The 25,454-nt window shown below is 73.9% G+C and carries 19 protein-coding genes; 15 read left to right on the plus strand and 4 right to left on the minus strand.

Annotated elements, in window-relative coordinates; all coding sequences use genetic code 11:
* Nucleotides 1–95: 95 nt before the first annotated feature.
* Nucleotides 96–869: a hypothetical protein gene (locus tag ACIP5K_RS31005; RefSeq protein WP_401414871.1), complete on the minus strand. Its 774-nt coding sequence runs from the start codon at nucleotides 867–869 to the stop codon at nucleotides 96–98.
* Between the two features lie 102 nt (nucleotides 870–971).
* Here ACIP5K_RS31005 and ggt point away from each other — a divergent pair, with 102 nt between their 5' ends.
* The 12 genes from ggt (at nucleotide 972) to ACIP5K_RS31065 (ending at nucleotide 16,141) form a co-directional block, all read left to right on the plus strand.
* The gene (ggt, locus tag ACIP5K_RS31010; protein ID WP_401414873.1) at nucleotides 972–2,780 is read left to right on the plus strand and encodes a gamma-glutamyltransferase; all 1,809 of its coding nucleotides are present in this window, start codon (nucleotides 972–974) and stop codon (nucleotides 2,778–2,780) included.
* Between the two features lie 88 nt (nucleotides 2,781–2,868).
* Nucleotides 2,869–4,008 (plus strand): sensor histidine kinase, encoded by a 1,140-nt coding sequence (locus ACIP5K_RS31015; protein WP_401414874.1) that lies wholly within the window; start codon nucleotides 2,869–2,871, stop codon nucleotides 4,006–4,008.
* Nucleotides 4,005–4,667, plus strand: coding sequence for a response regulator (locus ACIP5K_RS31020; RefSeq protein ID WP_401414875.1), 663 nt, complete (start codon nucleotides 4,005–4,007; stop codon nucleotides 4,665–4,667). The genes ACIP5K_RS31015 and ACIP5K_RS31020 overlap by 4 nt, the downstream gene beginning before the upstream one ends.
* Before the next feature lie 273 nt (nucleotides 4,668–4,940).
* Nucleotides 4,941–5,192 carry a helix-turn-helix domain-containing protein gene (locus tag ACIP5K_RS31025; protein WP_401414877.1) on the plus strand — a complete coding sequence of 84 codons (252 nt, stop codon included), beginning with the start codon at nucleotides 4,941–4,943 and terminating at the stop codon, nucleotides 5,190–5,192.
* 159 nt (nucleotides 5,193–5,351) lie between these two features.
* On the plus strand, nucleotides 5,352–6,971 hold the full coding sequence (locus tag ACIP5K_RS31030) for a hypothetical protein (protein ID WP_401414879.1): 1,620 nt from the start codon (nucleotides 5,352–5,354) through the stop codon (nucleotides 6,969–6,971).
* 157 nt (nucleotides 6,972–7,128) lie between these two features.
* Nucleotides 7,129–7,971 (plus strand): nitrilase-related carbon-nitrogen hydrolase, encoded by an 843-nt coding sequence (locus ACIP5K_RS31035; RefSeq protein WP_401414881.1) that lies wholly within the window; start codon nucleotides 7,129–7,131, stop codon nucleotides 7,969–7,971.
* 80 nt (nucleotides 7,972–8,051) lie between these two features.
* On the plus strand, nucleotides 8,052–9,344 hold the full coding sequence (locus ACIP5K_RS31040; protein ID WP_401414883.1) for an aspartate aminotransferase family protein: 1,293 nt from the start codon (nucleotides 8,052–8,054) through the stop codon (nucleotides 9,342–9,344).
* Nucleotides 9,345–9,445: 101 nt separating this feature from the next.
* Nucleotides 9,446–11,011, plus strand: coding sequence for a PucR family transcriptional regulator (locus tag ACIP5K_RS31045; protein ID WP_401414884.1), 1,566 nt, complete (start codon nucleotides 9,446–9,448; stop codon nucleotides 11,009–11,011).
* A gap of 111 nt (nucleotides 11,012–11,122) precedes the next feature.
* Nucleotides 11,123–11,965, plus strand: a complete 843-nt coding sequence (locus ACIP5K_RS31050; RefSeq protein WP_401414886.1) for a nitrilase-related carbon-nitrogen hydrolase — start codon at nucleotides 11,123–11,125, stop codon at nucleotides 11,963–11,965.
* Nucleotides 11,966–11,994: 29 nt separating this feature from the next.
* Nucleotides 11,995–13,401, plus strand: a complete 1,407-nt coding sequence (hydA, locus tag ACIP5K_RS31055; RefSeq protein ID WP_401414888.1) for a dihydropyrimidinase — start codon at nucleotides 11,995–11,997, stop codon at nucleotides 13,399–13,401.
* Nucleotides 13,402–13,444: 43 nt separating this feature from the next.
* Complete coding sequence (locus ACIP5K_RS31060; protein ID WP_401414889.1) at nucleotides 13,445–14,467, plus strand: TIGR03842 family LLM class F420-dependent oxidoreductase; 1,023 nt, start codon at nucleotides 13,445–13,447, stop codon at nucleotides 14,465–14,467.
* Nucleotides 14,468–14,629: 162 nt separating this feature from the next.
* Nucleotides 14,630–16,141, plus strand: coding sequence for an NCS1 family nucleobase:cation symporter-1 (locus ACIP5K_RS31065; protein WP_401414891.1), 1,512 nt, complete (start codon nucleotides 14,630–14,632; stop codon nucleotides 16,139–16,141).
* 71 nt (nucleotides 16,142–16,212) lie between these two features.
* Here ACIP5K_RS31065 and ACIP5K_RS31070 read toward each other — a convergent pair whose 3' ends face one another.
* The 3 genes from ACIP5K_RS31070 to ACIP5K_RS31080 form a co-directional block, all read right to left on the minus strand.
* On the minus strand, nucleotides 16,213–17,031 hold the full coding sequence (locus ACIP5K_RS31070) for an SAM-dependent methyltransferase (RefSeq protein WP_401414892.1): 819 nt from the start codon (nucleotides 17,029–17,031) through the stop codon (nucleotides 16,213–16,215).
* Nucleotides 17,032–17,131: 100 nt separating this feature from the next.
* Complete coding sequence (locus ACIP5K_RS31075) at nucleotides 17,132–21,268, minus strand: molybdopterin-dependent oxidoreductase (RefSeq protein ID WP_401414893.1); 4,137 nt, start codon at nucleotides 21,266–21,268, stop codon at nucleotides 17,132–17,134.
* 203 nt (nucleotides 21,269–21,471) lie between these two features.
* On the minus strand, nucleotides 21,472–22,128 hold the full coding sequence (locus ACIP5K_RS31080; RefSeq protein WP_401414895.1) for a hypothetical protein: 657 nt from the start codon (nucleotides 22,126–22,128) through the stop codon (nucleotides 21,472–21,474).
* A 186-nt stretch (nucleotides 22,129–22,314) separates the two neighbouring features.
* On the opposite strand from ACIP5K_RS31080, the gene ACIP5K_RS31085 reads away from it, so the two are divergent.
* From ACIP5K_RS31085 to ACIP5K_RS31095, 3 genes are all read left to right on the plus strand, one after another.
* Nucleotides 22,315–22,977 (plus strand): DUF4232 domain-containing protein, encoded by a 663-nt coding sequence (locus ACIP5K_RS31085; RefSeq protein WP_401414896.1) that lies wholly within the window; start codon nucleotides 22,315–22,317, stop codon nucleotides 22,975–22,977.
* A gap of 75 nt (nucleotides 22,978–23,052) precedes the next feature.
* Nucleotides 23,053–23,460 carry a cold-shock protein gene (locus ACIP5K_RS31090; protein ID WP_401414898.1) on the plus strand — a complete coding sequence of 136 codons (408 nt, stop codon included), beginning with the start codon at nucleotides 23,053–23,055 and terminating at the stop codon, nucleotides 23,458–23,460.
* Between the two features lie 123 nt (nucleotides 23,461–23,583).
* Nucleotides 23,584–25,386, plus strand: a complete 1,803-nt coding sequence (locus ACIP5K_RS31095; protein WP_401414899.1) for a gamma-glutamyltransferase family protein — start codon at nucleotides 23,584–23,586, stop codon at nucleotides 25,384–25,386.
* Nucleotides 25,387–25,454 lie beyond the last annotated feature (68 nt).

The raw sequence follows: 25,454 nt of genomic DNA on the forward strand, positions 1-25,454 counted from the left end.
GCCCCCGTCGCATTCGTACGCGACGGGGGCACCGCTCCCCTTGGTATCCCCCCGGTTGATATCCCATCCCCCCGGACTCAAGACCTCCCCGGCCGCTACTTGCCCGCGCGGTGGGTGCTGCGCGGCGCCGCCGCCGGGGCGGGCAGCGGGGTCTGCGCCGTCCTCGTGACATCCGCCACCAGCTCCACGACGTCCGGTCCGTACGCCCCCGAGTTGACGACCTTCAGCAGCAGCACGAACGAGCCGCCGCCGTACTTGCGCGCCAGCCGCTCGTGATGCCGGGCCAGATAGCGCGTCGCCGCCTGATGGGCGATGGGCAGCTGCCCGCAGAAGAGGAAGACCGGTCTGGCCCGGCCGCCCTCGCCCGCCTCCCCGGCGGTGAGCCGCGCCAGGATCACGTGCTCGGCCCGGCCGGGCTCCAGGCGGTGGCGCTCGGAGCCGATCTGGAAGGCGCCGCGGTCCGGGCCCGGCTCCGGATCGGTGTTCACCCGGATCCCGGGCAGCAGGCTCACCATGTGGGCCGCCATCCGCCGGTGGGAGGCCGGCCCGCCGACACAGAACTCCGTGCGCTCGCCGAAGCCCTGCTGCGCGGTGTCGTGGGCGACGATCTGGGCATGCGCACCGCAGTCCTTGATGAGGGCGGAGAGTTCGAGGAGGGCGAAGACGTCGTGCCGCTTCACCGCCAGCTCCGGCCCGCCCGCGTCCCGGTTCACCACCATCAGGGACTCGGAGTTGTCGGGCAGCCCGAGGAAGACCTGCTTGCGGCGGAGCCTGCGCCGCCACAGCTGGGTGCGGGCGACCCAGCCCAGCGCGACGCAGATGCCCGCCGCGATCAGGCCGAGGACGATGGTGCGCGCGTCGTCAGTCATGGGGGCGCACTCTAGCCAACCACGCACCGGTGTTCGAGGGGGTCCTGACGGGTGGGGGAAGTCAAGTTACGCTGCGCGAACCGCTGTTGACCGGAGGTACCGATGAGACGCTCGATTGCGCGGAATCTGTCGTTGTGCGCGGTGGCGGCGAGCATGGTGGCCGTCGGCGCGGCGGCACCCCCCTCCTCCGGGGCGGTGCCGACCACGCCGCAGAAGCAGCCCGTGGCCGTCGGCTACGGCGGCGCCGTGGCGAGCGTCGACGCCGACGCCTCGGCCGCGGGCATCGAGGTCCTGCGGGACGGGGGCAACGCGGTGGACGCCGCCGTCGCGACCGCCGCGGCCCTCGGCGTCACGGAGCCCTACTCGTCGGGAGTGGGCGGTGGCGGCTACTTCGCCTACTACGACGCCCGGTCCCGCACCGTCCACACGCTCGACGGCCGGGAGACCGCGCCGCTGACCGCCGACGCCGGCCTGTTCCTGGAGAACGGCGCACCACTCGCCTTCGACGACGCCGTGACCAGCGGCCTCAGCGTGGGCACGCCCGGCACCCCGGCCACCTGGCAGTCGGCGCTCGACGCCTGGGGCAGCCGCGGGCTCGGCACCGTGCTGCGGCCCGCCGAGAGACTGGCACGCGACGGATTCACCGTCGACACCACCTTCCGCACCCAGACCGCGGGCAACGAGACCCGCTTCCGCGACTTCCCCGACACCGCCCGGCTGTTCCTGCCCGGCGGGCGACTCCCCGTCGTCGGCTCCACGTTCAAGAACCCCGACCTGGCCCGCACCTACCGGCAGCTGGCGCGCGAGGGCATGGGCGCCATCTACCGCGGCGGCATCGGCGACGACATCGTCGCGACGGTCCACAAGCCCCCGGTCGCCCCGGGCTCCGACTACGTCGCCCGCCCCGGCAAGCTGTCCCGGAAGGACCTCAAGGCCTACCGCGCCGCGTTCCGGGCCCCGTCGAAGACGTCGTACCGCGGGCTCGGCGTCTACTCGGTCGCCCCGTCGTCGTCCGGCGGCACCACCGTCGGCGAGGCGCTCAACATCCTGGAGCGGACCAACCTCTCGAAGGCGTCCGCGGTCCAGTACCTGCACCACTTCATCGAGGCCAGCCGGATCGCGTTCGCCGACCGGGGCCGCTGGGTCGGCGACCCGGCCTTCGAGAACGTCCCCACCCGGCAGCTGACGTCGCAGCGGTTCGCCGACTCCCGGGCCTGCCTCATCAAGGACGACGCCGTGCTCACCAGCCCGGTGCCGCCCGGCGACCCCCGCCACCCGGGCCGGTGCGGCAGGGCCGCGGACCGGGCGGCGCCGACGACGTACGAGGGCGAGAACACCACGCACCTCACCGTCGCCGACAAGTGGGGCAACGTCGTCTCCTACACCCTCACCATCGAGCAGACCGGCGGCAGCGGCATCACCGTGCCGGGCCGAGGCTTCCTGCTCAACAACGAGCTGACCGACTTCTCCTTCGCCCCGGCCGCCTCCGGCGTGCACGACCCGAACCTGCCGGGACCCGGCAAGCGGCCGCGCTCGTCGATCTCCCCGACCATCGTGCTCGACCGGCACGACCGGCCGGTCGTCGCCCTCGGCTCACCGGGCGGCGCCAGCATCATCACCACCGTGCTCCAGACACTCACCGGGTTCCTCGACCGCGGGCTGCCGCTCGTCGACGCCATCGCGGCGCCCCGCGCCAGCCAGCGCAACGCGGCCCAGACCGAACTCGAACCCGCCCTCTACGACAGCCGACTGCGCGCCGAACTCGAAGCCATCGGGCACGCGTTCAAGGTGAACCCGGAGATCGGGGCCACCACCGGCGTGCAACGGCTGCCGGACGGCAAGTGGCTCGCCGCCGCCGAGCGGGTACGGCGCGGCGGGGGCTCCGCGCAGGTGGTCACCCCCGCGAAGTGACGGACCGCGCGACACGGCGGGCATCGGCCCGCGGGATGCATCCCGCGGGCCGATGCCCGGACGCATCCGGCTCCGTACGCTCACCTGTGTGAACGCAACCTCCACGTCCCGGGGCGGCGCCGCCTGGAGCGGGCTCGTCCTGTATCCGTTCGCCGTGGGCCTCGCCCTGTTCGGCTCCGCGCAGACCGCGCCCGCGGTCCGCGCGCTCGGGGTGGCCCTCTCGGCCGTGCTGCTGCTGGGCGTGGTGCGGCGCGCGCCGCTGTTCGGGCTCGTCGTCGTGCTGCTCGCCCCGCCGGTCGCCGCCGCAGCGCAGCAGTCGGGGGACAGCGGACGGGAGACGACGCTCCTGGCGTTCGTGGCCGCAGACGCCGTGCTCGGGCGGCTGGTGGCGACCCGTGGCCGCGGCCGGTGGATCACCGGGGCCGTCCTCTGTGCCGTCGTCCAGACGGCCGCCGTCCTCTTCTTCGTGACGCCCGAGAACCTGATCGGGGCCGCGGTCGTCGCCGTGCTCGCGCTGCTCGTCGCCTGCGTGGCCGGCCTGCTCGCGGGGGAGCGCCGCGCCCACGCCGAGGCGCTGCGCACCCGGGCCGTCGCCGAGGCGGTCACCGAGGAACGGCTGCGCATCGCACGGGAGTTGCACGACATGGTCTCGCACAGCATCGGCGTCATCGCCATCCAGTCGGGCGTCGCGGTCCGGGTCGTCGGGACCCGCCCCGACGCGGCACGCGAGGCCCTCTCGGCGATCGAGGAGACCAGCCGGGAGACCCTCGCGGGCCTGCGCCGCACCCTCGTCGCCCTGCGCGGCACCGATCCCGTCGGCCCGGCACCGCTCGCCCCGGCCGCCGGACTCGGCGACCTCGGCGCGCTCGCCGCCCACACGGCGCGGGACGCGGGGATCGCCGTCGACCTGGTGCGCACCGGGCCCGAGGGGGCGCTGCCGGCGGACATCGAACTCGCCGCCTACCGCATCGTCCAGGAGTCCCTCACGAACGTCGTCCGGCACGCGGGCGTCGACACCTGCCGGGTCGCCGTCCGCCGCGACGACGGCGCACTGGTCCTGGAGATCACCGACGCGGGCACGGGGGGCTCGGCCACCGTCCCCGGCATGGGGATCACGGGGATGCGGGAGCGGGTGAGCCTGCTGCACGGCGAGTTCAGCGCGGGGCCGGGGCCGCACGGCGGATTCCGGGTGGCGGCGCGGATACCGCTGCCGGGGGCGGAGCGATGACCGTACGCGTCCTGCTCGTCGACGACCAGCCGCTGGTCAGGTCCGGGCTGCGCGTCCTGATCGGCGAGACCGAGGACCTGGAGGTGGCCGGCGAGGCCGGTGACGGCGCGCGGGCCGTCGAGCTGGCGGCGGCGCTGCGGCCCGACGTGGTCGTCATGGACCTGCGGATGCCGGGCATGGACGGCATCGAGGCGACCCGGCGGATCACCGCGGGCGACAGCGGCAGCCGGGTGCTCGTCCTGACCACCTTCGACGAGGACGACCACGTGTACGGGGCGCTGCGCGCCGGCGCGGGCGGCTTCGCCCTCAAGGACATGCAGCTGGAGGACATCCTCGCGGCGGTGCGGGTGGTGGCCGCCGGGGACGCGCTCCTCGCGCCCGGGGTGACCCGGCGGCTCATCGCGGACTTCGTGGGGCGGCCGGGGCCGGTCGCCGCCCGCACGCCGCGCTCCGTCCAGGGGATCACCGAGCGCGAGCGCGAGGTCCTCACGCTGGTCGGGCTCGGCCGCTCGAACCAGGAGATCGCCGACGAGCTCGTCATCAGCATCGCCACGGCCAAGTCGCACGTGGCCCGCCTGTTCACCAAGCTGGACGCGCGTGACCGCGTACACCTGGTCATCATCGCCTACGAGCTGGGGCTGGTCTCGCCGTACGGGTGAGGGCGCCCGCGCGCGGGTGCCGGGTCCCGGGGGCCCGCCTGGAGCACGGTCAGGATGGGCGGCTCCGAATCGGTGATCGCCACGGTGCGCTCGGCGTGGGCGGCGCGCGAGCCGTCGTTCGTGCGGGGTGGCCTCGAACGAGGGCCGGTAGTTCAGGAACGGCGATCCCGCGCCCGCCCGGTCCGGCACCTCGCGCGCCCCCGCGTCGACTTCCAATAACTATACCGGTATTTTAATCCGGTATAGGAATCCGGTCTCGGGTAGACTGGGCCCATGGTCCGAACCCCCTTGACCCCTGAAGAGCGCGAGCGCGGCGAGCGACTCGGCCGACTGCTGCGCGAGGCGCGGCGCGGGCGCAGCATGACGGAGGTCGCCGCGGGCGCGGGCGTCTCCGTCGAGACGCTGCGCAAGATCGAGACCGGGCGCGCGCCGACCCCGGCCTTCTTCACCGTCGCCGCCGTCGCCCGCGAGCTGGGCCTGTCCATGGACGAACTGATCGTGCGCTGCGCGCTGGTCCTCGTCTGAAAAACCCGCGTAGCGGCCCCGTAACACGCCGGGTGTTTCCTGCCGGAGCGACAGGCTCCAGGGGGCGCGACGATCGGCGGGGCGCACGTGACGGAAACGACGGACGCACGGCAACCGGCTTCACCGTGCGGGGAGTTCGCAGCATATCTGCGCGCGCTCGTGGCCGGGATCGACCAGGGCGGGGGCTGGTTCGCCGTCTTCTGGCAGCGGGACCCCGAGGGGCTGCGGGCCTGCCTCGGCGGGGTCGAGGTGCCGCCCTGGGACGTGGTCGAGGCGCTGCTCCAGGACGTCGCCGTCCGGCACGGCCGGGACCGCGCCGATCAGGAGGCCCCCACCGCCCGCGCCCTGCACCGCGCGGCGGCACGCGCCCGCGACGCGGCCCCCGGCGGCCGTGCGGCGCTCCTCGCCCACCTCGACGCCATGCTGCGCGAGCAGCACCACGCCACCGAGCGGCGCCGTGCTCTGGGCCGGCGCCTCGACACGGCCACCACGCACGACCAGGCCGAGGCGGCCCGCAGGGACCTGGCCTGGGCCCGCGACGACCACGGCCGCGCCACCGCGCGCATCGCCGAACTCCGCTCCAGGCTAGCCGAGTTGGAGACCCGGGCCGTGAGCTCGGCCGGGCGGGACACGGCCCCGCTCCGGGACGCGACCCGCCTCCACGGCGGGGCCTCAGCTTCTGACCTGACCGGCCTGACCGGGCCTGCCGCGACCGTCACCCGGCCCGGGCCCGCCGCGCCCGTCACCGGGTTCGCCGCGACCGTCACCCGGCCCGGGCCCGCCGCGCCCGTCACCGGGTTCGCCGCGACCGCTAGCGGGCTCGCCGACCCGGCAACCATGCCCACCGACCCGGCAGCCATGTCCACCGACTCGGCAGTCATGTCCACCGGCCCCGCGACCATGTCCACCGGCTCCGCGCCCGCGCCCGCCGCGACGGAGGCCGGTCCCTTCGGAGCCGGAGCCGGAGTCGAAGCCGAAGTCGGAAACGAAGCCGGAACCGGAGCCGGCACCGGAGCCGGAACCGGAACCGAAGCCGGAGCCGGGACCAAGGCCGGGGCCGTCCGGGCGAAGAAGCGCCGGCCCCGCGGCAGCGCCCGTTTCGCCGGTCTCGCCGTGGAGCAGGACGGCCCCGGCCGGAACGCGCCGCCCCCGGTGCCCGCCGCACCCGCCGTGACGGCCACCGGCGCCCGTTTCGCCGGGGCCCGCGACGACACCGCGGCCACGGCACCGGCCCCGCGCCCCCTCGACGCCGCCGCCCGCGAGGACGTCACCGCGACCGTCGCCACCCTGGTCGGACTGCGCGCCGCCGGGCGCAGCGGCGAGGCGCACATCCTCCTCGTGGAAGCGGTGAACTGGCCCGCCGACCGGCTCCCGTGGTTCGCCGCCGAACTGCACCGGGCCGGGCTCGGCGCCGACTGGGCCACCCTGCTGTGGGAGGCCGCGTCACTGCCGCCGGCCCGGCTCGTCGACATCGCGGACGCCCTCGTCGCGGCCGGGCTCGGCGCCGACGGGCACCAGGTACTGCGCCAGGGCGTCGGCCGCCCGCCCGAGGCGATCGGGGCGGCCGTCGCCGGGCTCGACGCCGACGGCCGGCACCGCGAGGCCCGGGTCCTGCTCGACACGTACGTCCGCACCCGCACCCCGGAGGAGGCCGCGCGCAGCGCGCTGTGCGACCCCGGCCGCCTCGTCCCGCTGCTGCTCGACGCGGCCCGCGCCGTCACCGGCGAGCGCCACCGCGACGTGCTGCACGCGCTGCGCCTCGCCGGGCACGCCGCCTGAGCCGGAGGGTACCGCCGGCGCTGACCCGCCCGGCTGAGAAACGAGATCGATCCAGCGGGTTGGCGACGATGGTCTTGGCAAGCCTCCCGGGTGGGCTTACGTTCGTCCCTCTACGACCCGGTCTACGGGCGTAGAGGCTCAGGCAAAGGAGCGGCTCATGGCCCCTGTCGTACGCGCCGCACTCGTCCAGGCCGGCTGGACGGGCGACACCGAATCCATGATCGCCAAGCATGAGGAGCACGCCCGCGAGGCGGCCCGTCAGGGCGCGCGGATCATCGGCTTCCAGGAAGTCTTCAACGCCCCCTACTTCTGCCAGGTCCAGGAGGCGGAGCACCACCGCTGGGCCGAGCCCGTCCCGGACGGCCCGACCGTGACCCGGATGCGGGAACTCGCCCGCGAGACCGGCATGGTCGTCGTGGTGCCCGTCTTCGAGGTCGAGCAGCCGGGCCTCTACTTCAACACCGCCGCCGTGATCGACGCCGACGGCAGCTACCTCGGCAAGTACCGCAAGCACCACATCCCGCAGGTCAAGGGCTTCTGGGAGAAGTACTACTTCAAGCCGGGGAACCTGGGCTGGCCCGTCTTCGACACCGCTGTCGGCAGGATCGGCGTCTACATCTGCTACGACCGCCACTTCCCCGAGGGCTGGCGCCAGTTGGGCCTCAACGGCGCCCAGCTGGTGTACAACCCCTCCGCCACCTCCCGCGGCCTGTCCGCCCACCTGTGGCGGCTGGAGCAGCCGGCCGCGGCCGTCGCCAACGCGTACTTCGTCGCCGCCATCAACCGCGTCGGCGTCGAGGAGTACGGCGACAACGACTTCTACGGCACCTCCTACTTCGTCGACCCGCGCGGACAGCTCGTCGGTGACGCCGCGAGCGACAAGACCGAGGAACTCCTCGTCCGGGACCTGGACCTCGGCCTCATCGACGAGGTACGCCAGCAGTGGGCGTTCTACCGCGACCGCCGCCCCGACGCCTACGAGGGCCTCGTCCGGCCCTGACCCCAGCCCCCCCCTGCACTCCAGCACCCCAGCACCCGAGCACCCGCCCGGGCCGTGACCGACGAAGGGACGCCGCCCCCGTGAACACCACCTCCCTGCACGCCCGCCACCGCGCCGTCCTGCCGGACTGGCTGGCCCTGTACTACGCCGACCCGATCGAGCTGACGCACGGCGAGGGCCGCCACGTCTGGGACACCGAGGGCCGCAAGTACCTCGACTTCTTCGGGGGCATCCTCACCACGATGACCGCCCACGCGCTGCCCGAGGTGACGAAGGCGGTCGCCGAGCAGGCCTCGCGGATCATCCACTCCTCGACGCTCTACCTGAACCGGCCGATGGTCGAACTCGCCGAGCGCGTCGCCCAGTTGTCCGGCATCCCGGACGCCCGCGTCTTCTTCACCACGTCGGGCACGGAGGCCAACGACACGGCGCTGATGCTCGCCACCGCGTACCGCCGCTCCCCCCAGATCCTCGCGATGCGCAACAGCTACCACGGCCGCTCCTTCTCGACCGTCGGCATCACGGGCAACGCGGGCTGGTCGCCGACGAGCCTGTCCCCGCTCCAGACCCTGTACGTCCACGGGGGCGTCCGGAGCCGCGGGCCGTACGCGGCGCTGTCCGACGCCGAGTTCACCGACGCCTGCGTCGCAGACCTGCGCGACATGCTCGGCCAGACCCGCGGGGACGTGGCGGCGCTGATCGCCGAGCCGGTCCAGGGCGTCGGCGGGTTCACCTCGCCGCCCGACGGCCTGTACGCCCGCTTCCGCGAGGTGCTGCGCGAGCGCGGCATCCTGTGGATCTCCGACGAGGTGCAGACCGGCTGGGGCCGCACCGGCGACCACTTCTGGGGCTGGCAGGCGCACGACCAGGCGGGCCCGCCCGACCTGCTCACCTTCGCCAAGGGCATCGGCAACGGCATGTCGATCGGCGGTGTCGTCGCCCGCGCCGACGTCATGAACTGCCTCGACGCCCACTCCATCTCCACCTTCGGCGGGTCCCCGGTCACCATGGCGGCCGGCCTCGCCAACCTCTCGTACCTCCTGGAGCACGACCTCCAGGGCAACGCCCGCCGCGTCGGCGGCCTCCTCATCGAGCGGCTGCGCGCCATCGCCGCGCAGCTCCCCGCCGTACGGGACGTGCGCGGCCGGGGCCTGATGATCGGCGTCGAGCTGGCCAGGCCCGGCACCGACGAGGCGTACCCCGAGGCGGCGACGGCGGTCCTGGAGGCCTGCCGCGCGGCAGGCCTCCTGGTCGGCAAGGGAGGCGGCCACGACACCAGCGTCCTGCGCATCGCCCCCCCGATGTCGCTGACGGTCGCGGAGGCCGAGGAGGGCGCCTCGATCCTGGAGCGGGCACTGCGGACCGTCTCCTAGCGGCCGGGGAGCGGGCCCCGCGCGAGCAGCCACGACGCACCCGCACCCGCCAGACGAGCGAGCGACACCCCGACGGCGCGCACCCGCACAAGGGAGGCCCCATGCCGACCACCGCACCCGGCACCGAACACGCCCTGTCCGTACGCCAGATACTCGCCCTGGAACGCATCGCGGCCGGCGAGCCCGAGGTGGTCGCGGCGGAGCACCACCTCGACCGCGCCGTCCGCTGGGTGCACGTCGCGGAGGCCGCCGACGTCGGCGTCATGCTCACCGGCGGGGAGATGATCCTCACCACCGGCGTCCTGCTCACCGGCGACGCCCGCACGCAGACCGACTACATCAGGTCCCTGCACCGCGCGGAGGCCTCGGCGCTCGTCCTCGGGCTCGGCCGGGCCTTCCCCTCGCCGCCGGAGGACATGCGCAGGGCCGCCGAGCGCTACGGACTGCCCATGGTCGTCCTGCACCGCCCGTTCCCCTTCGCCGAACTCACCGAGGAGGTCCAGTCCCGGCTCGTGCGGCGGAAGTTCGCGGCCGTCAGCCTCTCCGAGGGCATCCGCACCGCCCTCACCGCCCTGATCACCGCCGGCGCGCCGCTCCAGGCCCTCCTCGACGAGGTCGCCGCGCACAGCGCCTGCCCGGTGCTCGTCACCAACCTCGCCCACCGCGTGCTGGCCACCGCCGGGGAACGGCCCGCCGTCGACGACGTGCTGCGCGACTGGGAGCGGATCGCCCGGCGGCCCGGCGAGATCGACGGCGAGGGCTGGCTCCGCGCCGACCTCGGCGGACGCGGCGAACGCTGGGGCTCGGTCGTCCTGTGCGGGTACCGCGGTGACGGCGCCAGCGGCCGCCTCCTCGCCGACCGCGCCGCCGAGGCCCTCGTCCTGCACCGCCTGCTCTCCGGGGCGGGGAGCGCGACCTGGGAGGAGCAGTCGGCGCGCTGCCTGCTGGCCGACCTCGTCTCGGGCACCGCCCCGGCCCGCCACTTCCTGCCCCGCGCCCGCGCGGCCGGCCTCCCCGTGAACCTCCGCACCTTCGTCCCCCTCGTCGTCCGCGACCGCACACCGGCCCAACTCGACCGCGTCGTCCGCCTGCTGGGCCTGTCCGCGCTGGTCGCCGAGGTCGCCGACGGCGCCACCGCCGTACTCCTCAGCCTCGCCCGCGACCAGGCCGCGGAACCGCTGACCGCGCACTTCGCGGCCCGGCTGCACACCGAGACCGGTGCGCCCGCCGTGATCGCCGCCGGGCCCGCCCGCACCGCCTGGGACGAGGTGCCCGCCGCCCTCCAGGAGGCCCTGCACGTCGCCGCCGCGGCCGCCGGGGCGCCGCCGTCGGCCGGCCCGCCCGCCGTCGTCCGGCTCCGCGACGTACGGCTGCGGGGGCTGATGCGGCTGCTGCGCGACGACCCCCGCGTCCAGTCGTTCGCCGAGCGGGAGCTGGACGCCCTGCTGTACTCGGACGACACCGACACCCTGCTGCCGGTGCTGCGCACCTACCTCGCCACCGGCCGCAACAAGTCCCGCACCGCCCAGCTCCACCACATGAGCAGGCCCGCCCTCTACCGCCGGCTCGAAGCCATCGGGACGCTGCTCGGCATCGACCTCGACGACTTCGAACAGGCCGCGTCCGTGCACATCGCGCTGCTCGCCCACGACGCACAGCGGGCGTGACACGGTGCAACGACGCGCGGCGGCGGACGTGACACGGTGCACCTCGGCGGTGCCGCCCCGGCTTCCTATCGTCGGGGGCACACCGAGCACCCCGCCACGCTGGAGGCCCTGATGAGCCCCGTGATCCGCGCCGCGATCTTCCAGACCGCATGGACTGGCGACAAGGAATCCATGATCCAGGTGCACGAGCAGGCCGTTCGTGACGCCGCCGCGCAGGGCGCCCAGGTCCTGTGCTTCCAGGAACTGTTCTACGGACCGTACTTCTGCCAGGTGCAGGACCCCGAGTTCTACGCCTACGCCGAGGCCGTCCCCGACGGACCCGTCGTCCGCCGCTTCCAGGAGCTGGCCCGCGAGCACCACATCGTCCTCGTGCTGCCCATGTACGAGGAGGAGCAGCCGGGCGTCCTCTACAACACCGCCGCCGTCATCGACGCCGACGGCAGCTACCTCGGCAAGTACCGCAAGACGCACATCCCGCAGGTGAAGGGATTCTGGGAGAAGTTCTACTTCCGCCCCGGCAACAGCGGCTGGCCCGTCTTCGACACCGCCGTCGGCAGGATCGGCGTCTACATCTGCTACGACCGGCACTTCCCCGAGGGCTGGCGCGCGCTCGGCCTCGAAGGCGCCCAGATCGTCTTCAACCCGTCGGCCACCTCCCGCGGCCTGTCCCGCTACCTGTGGCAGCTGGAGCAGCCGGCGGCGGCCGTCGCCAACGAGTACTTCGTCGGCGCCATCAACCGCGTCGGCGTCGAGGAGTACGGCGACAACGACTTCTACGGCACCTCCTACTTCGTCGACCCCGAGGGCCAGTTCGTCGGCGAGGTCGCCGACGACAAGGCACCCGAACTCGTCGTCCGCGACCTCGACCTCGCCAAGCTCCGCGAGGTCCGCGACCGCTGGCAGTTCTACCGGGACCGCGCCCCGCAGGCGTATGAGCCCCTGACCCGCCCGTAACACCCGCACGCACGCCCCAGGAGGAGCACATGAGCGCCGCCCGTACCGTCATCCGCGGCGGTCTCGTCGTCACCGCGGCCGACGAGATGCATGCCGACGTCCTCGTCGAGGACGGCCGCGTCGTGGCCCTCGCGGCCACCGGCAGCGACACCGCCGCGTCCTGGACGGACGCGCGCACCCTCGACGCGCGCCACAAGTACGTCATCCCGGGCGGCGTCGACGCGCACACCCACATGGAGATGCCGTTCGGCGGCACGTTCGCCGCCGACACCTTCGAGACGGGCACGCGCGCCGCCGCCTGGGGCGGTACCACCACCATCGTCGACTTCGCCATCCAGTCCAGGGGCCGCAGCCTGCGCGAGGGCCTCGACAGCTGGCACGCCAAGGCCGACGGGCAGTGCGCCGTGGACTACGGCTTCCACATGATCGTCTCCGACGTGAACGAGGACACCCTGAAGGAGATGGACCTGCTGGTGGGGGAGGGCGTCACCTCCTTCAAGCAGTTCATGGCCTACCCGGGCGTCTTCTACAGCGACGACGGCCAGATCCTGCGCGCCATGCAGCGCGCGGGCGAGAACGGCGGGCTGATCATGATGCACGCCGAGAACGGCATCGCCATCGACGTCCTCGTCGAACAGGCCCTCGCCCGCGGCGAGACCGACCCCCGCTACCACGGAGAGGTCAGGAAGGCCCTCCTGGAGGCCGAGGCGACCCACCGCGCGATCCGGCTCGCGCAGGTCGCCGGGGCGCCGCTGTACGTCGTCCACGTCTCGGCGCGGGAAGCGCTCGCCGAACTGGCCCGCGCCCGCGACGAGGGCCTGAACGTCTTCGGCGAGACCTGCCCGCAGTACCTGTTCCTGTCCACCGACAACCTCGCCGAGCCCGGCTTCGAGGGCGCCAAGTACGTGTGCAGCACCCCGCTGCGCCCCAAGGAACACCAGGCGGCGCTCTGGCGCGGCCTGCGCACCAACGACCTCCAGGTGGTCTCCACCGACCACTGCCCGTTCTGCTTCACCGGCCAGAAGGAGCTGGGCCGCGGCGACTTCTCGAAGATCCCGAACGGCATGCCCGGCGTCGAGAACCGGATGGACCTGCTGCACCAGGCGGTCGTCGACGGCCACCTCAGCCGCCGCCGCTGGATCGAGATCGCCTGCGCGACCCCGGCCCGGATGTTCGGCCTGTACCCGAAGAAGGGCACCATCGCGCCGGGCGCCGACGCCGACATCGTCCTCTACGACCCGCACGCCGAGCAGACCGTCGGCGCCGGGACGCACCACATGAACGTCGACTACTCCGCGTACGAGGGCAAGCGCCTGACCGGCCGCGTGGACACGGTCCTCTCGCGCGGCGAACTTGTCATCACCGACCGGGAGTTCACGGGCCGCGCCGGACACGGCGCGTACACCCCGCGCTCCACCTGCCAGTACCTGAACTGACCCACCCGCACCGAGCGGTCTGAGCTGAGCGAGGGAACACATCATGGACTTCGGACTGGTTCTACAGACCGACCCGCCGGCCTCCGGGGTCGTGGCACTGATGAAGCGGGCGGAGGACGCCGGGTTCACGTACGGGTGGACGTTCGACTCGTGCGTGCTCTGGCAGGAGCCGTTCGTCATCTACAGCCGGATCCTCGCCGAGACGCGGCGGCTGATCGTCGGCCCGATGGTCACCAACCCGGGCACCAGGACCTGGGAGGTCACCGCCTCCACCTTCGCGACCCTCAACGACATGTACGGCAACCGCACGGTGTGCGGCATCGGCCGCGGCGACTCCGCGATGCGCGTCGCCGGCCGCACCCCGAACACGCTCGCCCGGATCAGCGGCGCGATGAAGGCGATCCGCGCGCTCGGCCGCGGTGACGAGGCCGACCTCGGCGGCGGCGCCGTCGTGCGCCTCCCGTGGGTGCGCCCCGGCGCCGAACTGCCCGTGTGGATGGCCGCCTACGGTCCCAAGGCGCTGAAGATGACGGGCGAGGAGGCCGACGGCTTCATCCTGCAACTCGCCGACCCGTTCCTCACCGAGCGGATGGTCGGCGCGGTCCGGGACGCGGCGGCCGCCGCCGGCCGCGACCCGTCGGACGTCAGGATCTGCGTGGCGGCGCCCGCCTACGTCACCGCCGACGACTCGCCCGCGGCCCTCGCCCACGCCCGCGAACAGTGCCGCTGGTTCGGCGGCATGGTCGGCAACCACGTCGCCGACCTGGTGGCCAAGTACGGCGCGCACTCCGGCCTGGTCCCGGACGAGCTGACGGACTACATCAAGGCCCGCGAGGGGTACGACTACGCGCACCACGGCCGCTCCGGCAACCCCGACACCGCGTTCGTGCCGGACGAGATCGTCGACCGGTTCTGCCTCGTCGGCCCGCCGTCCGCGCACATCGAGAAGCTGCGCGCCCTGCGCGACCTGGGCGTGGACCAGTTCGCGCTGTACGCGATGCACGACGCGAAGGAGCAGACCGTCGACGCCTACGGGCAGGACGTCATCCCCGCACTGACCGCATGACCGCCCAAATCCCCTTACCCCCGTCGCCCACATCACCCCCGTTACCCCCGCCATCCCCGCACGCGACGGCTCCCCCCTTCGCGAACTCCCCCCACGGCACGGCAGTTCACGGCTTCCGCACGGCCGCGACCCCTCGTTCCCCTCCCTAGAACGGACTGCCTCATGACCGACATAGCCCCACCGCCACGGCCCGCGGTGGAACTGACCGCCGACACCTATCCGGCCGACAGCCGCTACGCCAACGACGACCTGCGCCCGGTACCGCTCGCCGAGCGCCGCTGGACGACGTACAACTTCGTGGCCCTGTGGATCGGCATGGCCCACTGCATCCCGTCCTGGACGCTGGCCTCCGGCCTGGTGGCGCTCGGCATGGACTGGAAGCAGGCGGTGCTCACCATCGCCCTCGCCAACGTCATCGTGCTGGTGCCGATGCTGCTGACCGGGCACGCGGGGCCCAAGTACGGCATCCCGTTCCCGGTCCTCGCCAGGGCGTCGTTCGGGGTGCGGGGCGCGAACCTGCCGGCCATGGTGCGGGCGGCGGTCGCCTGCTGCTGGTTCGGCATCCAGACCTGGATCGGCGGCCAGGGCATCTTCGTCCTGCTGGGGAAGCTGTTCGGCGGCTGGGCGGACGCGGGCCGCGTCGGCGGCTACCCGTGGACGCTGTGGCTGTGCTTCGCCGTCTTCTGGGTCCTCGAACTGGCCATCATCTACCGCGGGATGGACACCCTGCGCCGCTTCGAGAACTGGGCGGCGCCCTTCGTCCTCGTCGGCGCGCTGGTGCTGCTCCTCTGGATCGCGAACAAGGCGGGCGGCTTCGGCCCGCTGCTGCACGAGCCGTCGAAGGTCGGCTGGGGCCCCGACTTCTGGAAGGTCTTCTTCCCCGGCCTGATGGGCATGATCGGCTTCTGGTCGACGCTGTCGCTGAACATCCCCGACTTCACCCGCTTCGGCAAGGGGCAGAAGGCGCAGGTCATCGGCCAGACCCTGGGACTGCCCACCACCATGACGGTCTTCGCGCTGATGTCGGTGCTGGTGACGGCCGGATCCGAGAAGGTCTACGGCGTCGCCATCTGGGACCCGGTCGCGCTGGCCGGCAGGACCGACAACGTCTTCGGGCTGCTGTTCGCGCTCGTCACGGTGTTCGTGGCGACGATCTCGGTCAACATCGCCGCGAACGTCGTCTCGCCCGCCTACGACCTCGCGAACCTCGCGCCGAAGGTCATCAACTTCCGTACGGGCGCCCTCATCACCGGCGTCGTGGGCGTCCTGGTGATGCCGTGGAAGCTGACCTCGACACCCGAGCTGTACATCTTCACCTGGCTCGGCGTCGTGGGCGGCCTGCTCGGCACGGTCGCGGGCATCCTCATCGCGGACTACTGGATCGTGCGCAGGACCGTGCTGCACCTGAGCGACCTGTACGTGGAGGGCGGCCGGTACTGGTACACGGGCGGCTGGAACTGGCGGGCCGTCGCCGCGTTCGCGGTGGGCGGGGTGCTGGCCGTCGGCGGGTCGTACTCGACGCTCGACGCGAAGGGCGACAAGGCGGGCCCGTTCCCGGTCGACGGCATCGTCCCGTTCCTCAAGCCCCTGGCCGACTACGGGTGGGCCGTGGGCCTCGGGGCCTCCCTGCTGGTGTACACCGCGCTGATGGCGGCGGGGCGCCGACGCGTCTGAGGCGTGGAGCCGAGGCATCGAGCCCGAGGTGTGGACCAGCCCTGGAACCGGGCTGGTCGCCCCCGGGGCCGCTACTCCTTGCGGCCCACACCGGCGAACATCGCCACCTCGGCGGGCTCGCCGCCCGTGCCGGCCGACGGGCGCCACCGGGAGCAGGAGACGACGCCCGGCTCCAGCAGGCGGAGGCCGTCGAAGAAGCGGGTGACCTGCTCCGGGGTGCGCTGGTTCAGCTTCGGCGTGCCGTTCGCGTTCCAGAACGCCACGGCCTCGTCGACGTCGGGCATGTCCGGCCGGGTGATGGTGTGCGAGAGCACCAGATGACTGCCCGCGGGCAGGGCGTCGACCAGCCGGCGCACCAGGCCGTACGGGTCCTCGTCGTCGCCGACGAAGATGACGACGCCGAGCAGGATCAGCGCCACCGGCCGGGTGAGGTCCAGTGTCTTGGCGGCGACGGCGAGGATCTCGTCCACGTCGCGCAGGTCGGCGTCGATGTAGTCGGTGCTGCCCTCGGGCGAGCTGGTGAGCAGCGCCTGCGCGTGCCGCAGCACCAGCGGGTCGTTGTCCACGTAGACGATCCGGGACTCCGGCGCGATCCGCTGGGCGACCTCGTGGGTGTTGTCCGCGGTCGGCAGTCCGGTGCCGATGTCGAGGAACTGGCGGATCCCGACGTCCGCGGTCAGGTGGTGGACCGCGCGGCCCAGGAAGGCGCGGTCGGCCTGGGCGTAGTCGACGATGCCGGGGTGCAGCGCGCGGATCTGCCGCCCCGCCTCCTCGTCGACGGGATAGTGGTCCTTCCCGCCCAGCCAGTAGTTCCAGATCCGGGCCGTGTGCGGCCTGCTGGTGTCGATCCGCTCGCCGATCCCGTCCTGGTGCGCGTCGCCGCTCGTCATGCCCCGCCCCTCTCGTCGCCGACCGTCGGCTGGCGCACACCCTAGTGCGGAGACCACCAACAAGGCGCAGGGGACGGTCAGTTGGCGGGTCGAGGGGCGGTCAGTAGACGTCCCGCGCGTACCGCTTCTCCGCGGCGAGCTGCTTGACGTACGCCGCGGCGCCCGCCTCGTCGAGCCCGCCGTGCGTCCGCGCGATGTCGCGCAGCGCCCGGTCCACGTCCCTCGCCATGCGCGCGGCGTCGCCGCAGACGTAGAGGCGGGCGCCGTCCTCCAGCCACGACCACAGCTGCGCCCCGTGCTCGCGCATCCGGTCCTGCACGTACACCTTGGCGCGCTGGTCGCGGGAGAACGCGGTGTCCAGGCGGGTCAGGGTGCCGTCGCCGAGGTGCGCGGCCAGCTCCCGCTCGTAGTAGAAGTCGGTGGCGCGGTGCTGCTCGCCGAAGAAGAGCCAGTTGGGCGCCCGGTGGCCGAGCAGCCGGCGCTGGTCGAGGAAGCCGAGGAAGGGGGCCACGCCGGTGCCCGGGCCGACCATCACCATCGGGGTCGCCGGGTCGGCGGGCGGCCGGAAGGCCGGGGCCGCCCGGACGTGCACCGGTACCGCGGTGCCGGGCGCGGCGTCGGCCAGGAACGGGGAGCAGACACCCTGCCGCGGCTGCCCCGCCGCGTTCTCGTAGCGCACGACGGAGACGGTCAGCGAGACGAGACCCGGGTCGGTGAGCGGGCTCGACGAGATGGAGTACAGGCGCGGTCCCAGGAGTCCGAGGACGTCGGCCCACTCCTGGGCGTCGGCCTTCACCGCGTGCTCGGCGACGACGTCGACGGCCTGCCGCCCCCAGCACCACCGGGCGAGCCCGTCCCGGTTGTCCGGGCGCAGCAGCCGTCTCAACTCCCGCGGGTGGCGGGCCCGTTCGGCGACGAAGCGGAGGAGCGCCGGGGTGATCCGGGTGATGTCCAGGTGGCGCAGCAGCGCCTCGCCGAGGGGGACCGGCCCGATGTCCCGCACGTGGACCCCGGTGTGGTCGGCCAGCGCGGTGACCGTCAGCCACTGTGCCACCAGGGCGGGGGAGTTGAGCGGCCGGACGCCGAGCGCGTCCCCCACCTCGTACGTGAACGGGGTCGCGGCGTCGCGGGTGTCGAAGGTGAACCGGCGCACCTCCTTTCCCGCACCGGGGCCGCTCAGCAGCCGGTTGCCCGTCAGGCGCGCGGTGACCCGGGCGGCGGCCGTTCCGCCCGGGCGGGGCGCGGGGAGCTTCGGGGCGCGGGCCGGGGCGGCGGGCTCCGCGGCGGGCTCCGGTGCGGCCGGTACCGGCTCGGCGGGTCGACCCGGCGCCTCGGCGAGGGCCGCGAGGACGCGGTCGAGCCAGGCGTGGGCGGCGCGCGCGTAGTCGGGCTCGCAGTCCGTGCGGGGTGCCAGCGGCGTCGCCCCGAGGTCGCGCAGGCGGTGGTCGAGCCGCCGTCCGTGGCCGCAGAAGTCGGCGTAGGAGGAGTCGCCGAGGGCCAGCACCGCGTAGCGCCGGCCCGTCAGGCGCGGGGCGTCGGGCGAGGACAGCGCCGCCCAGAGCCCGGCGCCGTTGTCCGGTGCCTCCCCGTCGCCGAACGTGCTGGTGATCAGCAGCAGGTCGGCGTCCGCGGGCAGCGCCGCCGGGTCGGCCCGGTCCATGGCGACGAGGGAGGCGGCGTGCCCGGCGTCGGTGAGCCGCCGCACGGTGACGTCCGCGAACTCCTCCGCGTTCCCGGTCTGCGACGCCCACAGCACGACGACCGGCGGGGAGCCCGCGGAGGGGGAGGCGGGGGAGAGGGCGGCGGCCGGGGCGGGCGCCGGGGCGCGCGAGTACGTCCCGGCGAGGAACCCGTTCACCCACAGCGCGTGCTCGGCGCTGAAGGGCGCCGACGACGGCAGCACCGGAACCCCCGGCGCCCCGGACGGTATCCCCGCGAGGAAGCCCGCCAGGTACCGCCGCTCCGGGGCGGACAGCGCGGGAGGCGCCGGAACGGCCTCCGGGCCCACCAGACTCTTCAGCCCCTCCAGATTCTTCAGACCCGTTGGGTCCGACAGCCTCTCGGCGGAAGCGGGGAGGGCCGCCGCCACCTTCGTGAGGGACACCGCGCACGCCTTGAACCCCGGCTGGAACGACAGCGGATCGACGGCGTCGTTCGTGACGGCGTTGACGCTCAGGTGCTCGCCGAACAGGTCGTTCCAGTGGAAGGGCGCGAAGCAGCACCCCGGCCGCACCCGGTCGGTGACGACCGCGGGCAGCACCGCCCGCCCGCGCCGCGAGGCGACCTCCACGGCGTCCCCGTCCCGCACGCCCAGGGACCGGGCGTCCGCCGGGTGCAGTTCGACGAACGGCCCCGGGTCCAGCTTGTTGAGGCGGGCGACCTTGGCCGTCTTGGTGAGCGTGTGCCATTGGTGCGGGAGCCGGCCGGTGTTCAGCGTGAACGGGTAGCTGTCGTCCGGCATCTCGGCCGGGGGCAGGTGCGGCCGGGCGTGGAAGACGGCGCGTCCGCTCGCCGTCGGGAACGTCGGCACGCCCGCCCCGTCGACGTAGCGGATCGGATGGCGCGCGGGCCCCTGTGCGCGGGCGGCGGGCCACTGGACGGGCGTCGTCCGCAGCCGCTCGTAGCTCACCCCGCGCAGGTCCCAGCCGGTCGCCGGATTCCACGCCCGCCTGATCTCGTCGAAGACCTCCTCGGCGCTCGCGTACGAGAAACCGTCCGCGTACCCCATCTCCCGGGCGACGGCGGCGATCAGCTCCCAGTCGGCCCGCGCCCCGCCCGGCGGGTCGACGGCGGGCCGGGCCAGCGTGAGGGTCCGCTCGCTGTTGACGAGGACCCCCTCGGTCTCCGTCCACAGGGCGCCGGGCAGCACCACGTCGGCGTACGCGTTCGTCTCCGTCCGCGCGAAGGCGTCCTGGGTGACGACGAACTCGGCGGCCTCCAGGCCCTCGACGACCGTCCGGCGGTTGGCGACGGACGCCACCGGGTTGGTGCAGATGATCCAGCAGGCCCTGATGTCCCCGTCGGCCATCTTGCGGAACATCTCCACGGTGCCGCGGCCCACCCCGTCGGCCCGCAGCGTGCCCCGGTCGATCTGCCACAGGTCCTCGACGAACTCCCGGTCGGCGTCGACGAGCACGGACCGCTGACCGGGCAACCCCGGCCCCATGTAGCCCATTTCGCGGCCGCCCATCGCGTTGGGCTGACCCGTCAGCGAGAACGGGCCGCTGCCCGGGCGGCAGATCGCGCCCGTCGCCAGGTGGAGATTGATCAGCGCGTTGGTGTTCCAGGTGCCCTGCGTGGACTGGTTGAGGCCCATCGTCCAGTAGCTCGTCCACTCGCCGGCCCCGCCGATCCACCGGGCGGCGGCCCTGATGTCGGCCTCGGCGAGCCCGGTCGCCTCGGCGACGGCCGCCGGGTGGTGGTCGGCGAGGAACGGCACGAGGTCCGCCCAGCCCTCGGTGTGCCGGGCGATGAACTCCTGGTCCGTGTGGCCGTTCTCGTGCAGGAGGTGCAGCAGGCCGTTGAGCAGGGCCAGGTCCGTGCCGGGCCGGACCTGGAGGAACAGGTCGGCCTTCGCGGCGGTGGCGGTGCGCCGCGGATCGACGACGATCAGCTTCGCGCCCGCCTTCACCCGGTCCATCATCCGCAGGAACAGCACCGGATGGCAGTCCGCCATGTTGGAACCGATCACGAGGAAGACGTCCGCGTGGTCCAGGTCCTCGTACGAGCCGGGCGGCCCGTCCGCGCCCAGCGACAGCTTGTAGCCGGTGGCCGCGCTGGCCATGCACAGCCGGGAGTTGGACTCGATCTGGTTGGTGCGCACGAAGCCCTTCGCGAGCTTGTTCACCAAGTACTGCGCCTCAAGGCTGAGTTGGCCCGACACGTAGAAGGCGAGCGCGTCCGGCCCGTGCCGGTCGACGATGTCCCGCAGCCGCCGCGCCGTCTCGCGCACCGCCGCGTCCACGGCGGCGGGCTCGCGCGCCGCGTCCCGCGCGGGGCGCATCAGCGCGGTGGTGAGGCGGCCCGGCGCGGCGAGCAGATCGGCGGTCGTGGCGCCCTTCGTGCACAGCCGCCCGCGGTTCGCCGGATGCTCCTTGTCGCCGGACGCCCGCAGGACCGTACGGCGGCCGTCCGCGCCCGTGGCGACGTCGAGGACGAGGCCGCAGCCCACCCCGCAGTACGAACACACCGTCCGCACCCGGTCCGTACCGCTCTCCCGCGAGTCCGTCGCGGCCACAGGCACCCCGCCCCTTCGTGATCGCCGTCCGCCGGTCCGCCCGGCCGTCCGGGTCCGACCGTACGAAGGATCCGTTACGCGGCTGTCTCCTGGGCCCGTCGACGGGGGTTACGCGGCACGCACAGCCGGGGGCGGAGCGGCGTGAGAGACGCCCGGCGCCCACCGTGACCCCCGGTCGGCCGACCCGTCAGCCGGCCGACCCGTCAGCCCGCGGAGCCGACGCCCGCCACCGCGTCCGCGGCCGCCTTCCGGGCGCCCTTGATCACCGTGTCGTTCGCCGGGGCGCCCTTGGACTCGAAGTCACTGCCGTTGTAGGTGACGATCACCAGGATGTTTCCCTTGCGGACCGTCACCACCGACTCGCGGGTGTCCTGCTTGTCCTTCGTGGTGAGCGAGCTCGTGACCCGGGCCTCGTCCCCGAGACCGGCGAGCGCGCTGGACTTCGCGTCGCCGTCGCCGTCCTTGAACGCCTGCTCCGCCAGCGCGTCGGAGCCCTTCAGCTCGAAGGAGACGTCGAGCCAGCGGTAGTCGTAGCCCTTCAGCGCGCTCCAGGAACAGCCGCGCCGCACCGACTCGTCCGTCGCCGACAGCTCCTTGCCCGCCGTCTTCGCCCCCGGCACCAGCGAGGAGACCGTCTTGGCCGGGACGGTGCCGCACGGCGCGGGCGGCTTCGCGTACGACTTCGCCGCCGCGCCCGTGCCGGGACTCGACGGGGCGGGCGACCGCGGCGCCGCGTCGTGCGCGTCCTTGGCGGCGGGCCCGGAGTCCGGACCGGTGGACCAGGCCCAGCCGACGCAGGCGAGGACGCCGACGGGCAGCAGCCGGACGGCCAGCGCGACCGGGAGCGGGAGAGAACGCACGGTGTACGTCCCTTGCATCAGGGATGGGGTGGGGGAGGCCAGTCTCACACGGGTTGCTGTGCGGCCGGTACCGCCACTTCCGTCACCCCGGCATCACCCTCGGACATCGCCCCGGCGCACGGCCGGACCCGACGGGGCGCGGACGGCGGCAAGGGGAGGAACGGGGCCACGCCCTAGGATCGGCGCATGACGATCAGGGGGAGGGCCGCGCTCGCGCGCGCCGTCGGATGCCTCGCGACCGCACTGCTCGCGGCGGGCTGTGCCACCCAGGTGTCCGGTGCCGGCGGGCCCGCCTCGCCCGCCCGGCCGTCCGGCGGCGCCACCGGCACCGGGCGGGTGCACGCCGACCCGCTCGACAGCGGCCCGCCGCCGTACGGGAAGGCGGGGACGGCGCCGCCCGCGACCGCCCCCGAGGCCGGCTCCTGCACCGGTTCCGGCGTGCACGCCGCGATCGGCTCGGGCGAGGCCGCCATGGGGCTGCGGGTCGTCCGCCTCACCCTCACCAACTGCGGCACCGGCCCGGTCACCCTCTCCGGATATCCGCGGCTGCGGCTGGCCGAGGCCGACGGCACCCCCGTCGAGGAGGTCCGCGTCCTGCACGGCACCGGGCAGATCACCAGCGGGCTCGCGGACGCCGGCCCCCGCCGCCTCACCCTGCGCCGCGGCGAGAGCGCGGTCAGCGTCCTCGCCTGGCGCAACACCTACACCGACACCACCCACCCGCCCGTCACCGTCGGCCGGGTGACCGTCGACACCGGCACCGGCGCGACCCGGACCGTCACCCCCGACCCGCCGCTCGACCTCGGCAGCACCGGACGACTCGGGACCACGGCCTGGCGCGAGGGCTGACGCCCGCCCGCTAGGATCCGGACGTAGGACGCGAGGACGCGGACGCCTGGTCCGCCGTGGTGGTTGGGGGTCGACGTGGTCGCTGGACGTGTGGTGCGCTTCGACGGAGCGCGCGGTTATGGGTTCATCGCGCCGGACGACGGCGGCGAGGACGTCTTCCTGCACGTGAACGACCTCCTCATCCCCGAGGCGTACCTGCGCACCGGGCTGAAGGTCGAGTTCGACATCGACGAGGGCGACCGCGGCCCGAAGGCGTCCTCGGTGCAGCTCGCGGAAGGCGTGTCCGCGCCGGTGGCGGGCGGCCGGCACGTCGCGGCCGACGGCGACGACGTGCTCTGCGACGTGCTGCGCGTCGACGAGTTCACCACCGAGGTCACCGAGCTGCTGCTGCGCGCCGCGCCGTCCCTGACGGGTGAGCAGATCCTGGCGATCCGCCGCGAACTGGTGCAGAGCGGACGCAAGCACGGCTGGGTGGACGGCTGATCCCGTACGGCGCACGCCACCTCGACCCCGCCCTTCCGAGGAGCCCCCGGTCCCCACTCCCCAGGCCGGGTCCTGAGCGCGGATCCGGCCTTCGACGCGCGTGAGAAGCGAGGTCAGATCCATATGTTCACCACCCGGCCGACCCTCCAGGGCACCTTCGGCATGGTGTCCTCCACCCACTACCTCGCCTCCCAGTCCGCGATGGCGGTCCTGGAGGACGGTGGCAACGCCTTCGACGCGGCCGTCGCCGCGGGCTTCGTGCTGCACGTCGTCGAACCCCACCTCAACGGCCCGGCCGGCGAGGTGCCGATGATCCTCGCCCCGGCCGACGGCGAGGTCCGCGTGCTGTGCGGCCAGGGCGTCGCCCCCGCGGGCGCCACCGTCGCCCACTACAAAGGGCTCGGCCTCGACCTGGTCCCCGGCACCGGACCGCTCGCCGCCGCCGTGCCCGGCGCCTTCGACGCCTGGATGCTGCTCCTGAGGGACCACGGGACCAAGACCCTCGCCGACGTCCTCAAGTACGCCATCGGCTACGCGCGCGACGGCCACGCCCCCGTCGAGCGGATCGGTATGACCGTCGAGACGGTGCGCGAGCTGTTCGCGGCCGAGTGGCCGTCGTCCGCCGAGATCTACCTCGCCGACGGCGAGCCGCCCCGCCCCGGAGAACTGCTGCGCAACCCCCGGCTCGCCGCGACCTGGACCCGCCTGACCGCCGAGGCCGAGGCCGCGGGCGGCACCGACCGCGTCGCGCAGATCGAGGCGGCCCGCCGCGTCTGGCGCGCGGGATTCATCGCCGAGGCCCTGGTCCGCCAGGCGCGCCGGCCCACCCTGGACACCAGCGGCGAGCGCCACACCGGCACGCTCACCCTCGCCGACCTCGCGTCCTGGGAGGCGTCCTACGAGGCCCCGGCCACCTACGACTGGAACGGCTGGACCCTGTGCAAGGCCGGGGGCTGGAGCCAGGGCCCCGCCTTCCTCCAGCAGCTCGCCCTGCTCCCGCCGGAGCTGCCCGCCCACGGCAGCGCCGACTACGTCCACCTCCTCATAGAGGGCTGCAAGCTCGCCATGGCCGACCGCGAGGCCTGGTACGGCGACGCCGAACCGGTCCCCGTGGACGCACTCCTCTCGCACGACTACAACGCGGCCCGCCGCACCCTCGTCGACCCCGAGCGGGCCTCCCACGACCTGCGCCCCGGCAGCCCCCTCGGCGCCCGACCCGAGCTGAGCGCGCACGCCCGCGCGGTCGCCGCCGGCGAACCGGGCTTCGACGCGAAGGACGTCGCGGGCGCCGGAGAGCCCACCGTCGCGAAGGACGGCGCCACCCGCGGCGACACCTGCCACCTCGACATCGTCGACCGCTGGGGCAACATGGTCGCGGCCACCCCCTCCGGCGGCTGGCTCCAGTCCAACCCGGTCGTGCCCGAACTCGGCTTCCCGCTCGGTACCCGCCTCCAGATGGCCTGGCTCGACGAGGGACTGCCCAACTCGCTCACCCCCGGCCGCCGCCCCCGCACCACGCTCACCCCGTCCCTCGCGCTGAGGGACGGCGTGCCCGTCCTGGCGTTCGGCACGCCCGGCGGCGATCAGCAGGACCAGTGGCAGGTCCACTTCTTCCTGGCCGTGGCGCTGCGCGGCACGGTCCGCGGCGGGCTCGACCTCCAGGGCGCCATCGACGCCCCGAACTGGCACACCGACTCCTTCCCCGGCTCCTTCTTCCCGCGCGGGATGCACCCCGGATCGGTGACCGTCGAGTCCCGCCTGGGCGACGACGTCATCGCCGAGCTGCGCCGCCGCGGCCACGACGTGACCGTCGGCGACGCCTGGTCCGAGGGCCGCCTGTGCGCCGTCGCCCGCGACCCCCGCACCGGCGTCCTGTCCGCGGCGGCGAACCCGCGCGGCATGCAGGGATACGCCGTCGGCCGCTGACCCGCGCCCGGCCCACGCGGGGGGAACCGCCGATTTCACGCCGGTTCCACCCCCTGTTCACCTCCTCG

The organism is Streptomyces sp. NPDC088785 (assembly GCF_044750685.1).
Taxonomy (GTDB): Bacteria; Actinomycetota; Actinomycetes; order Streptomycetales; family Streptomycetaceae; genus Streptomyces.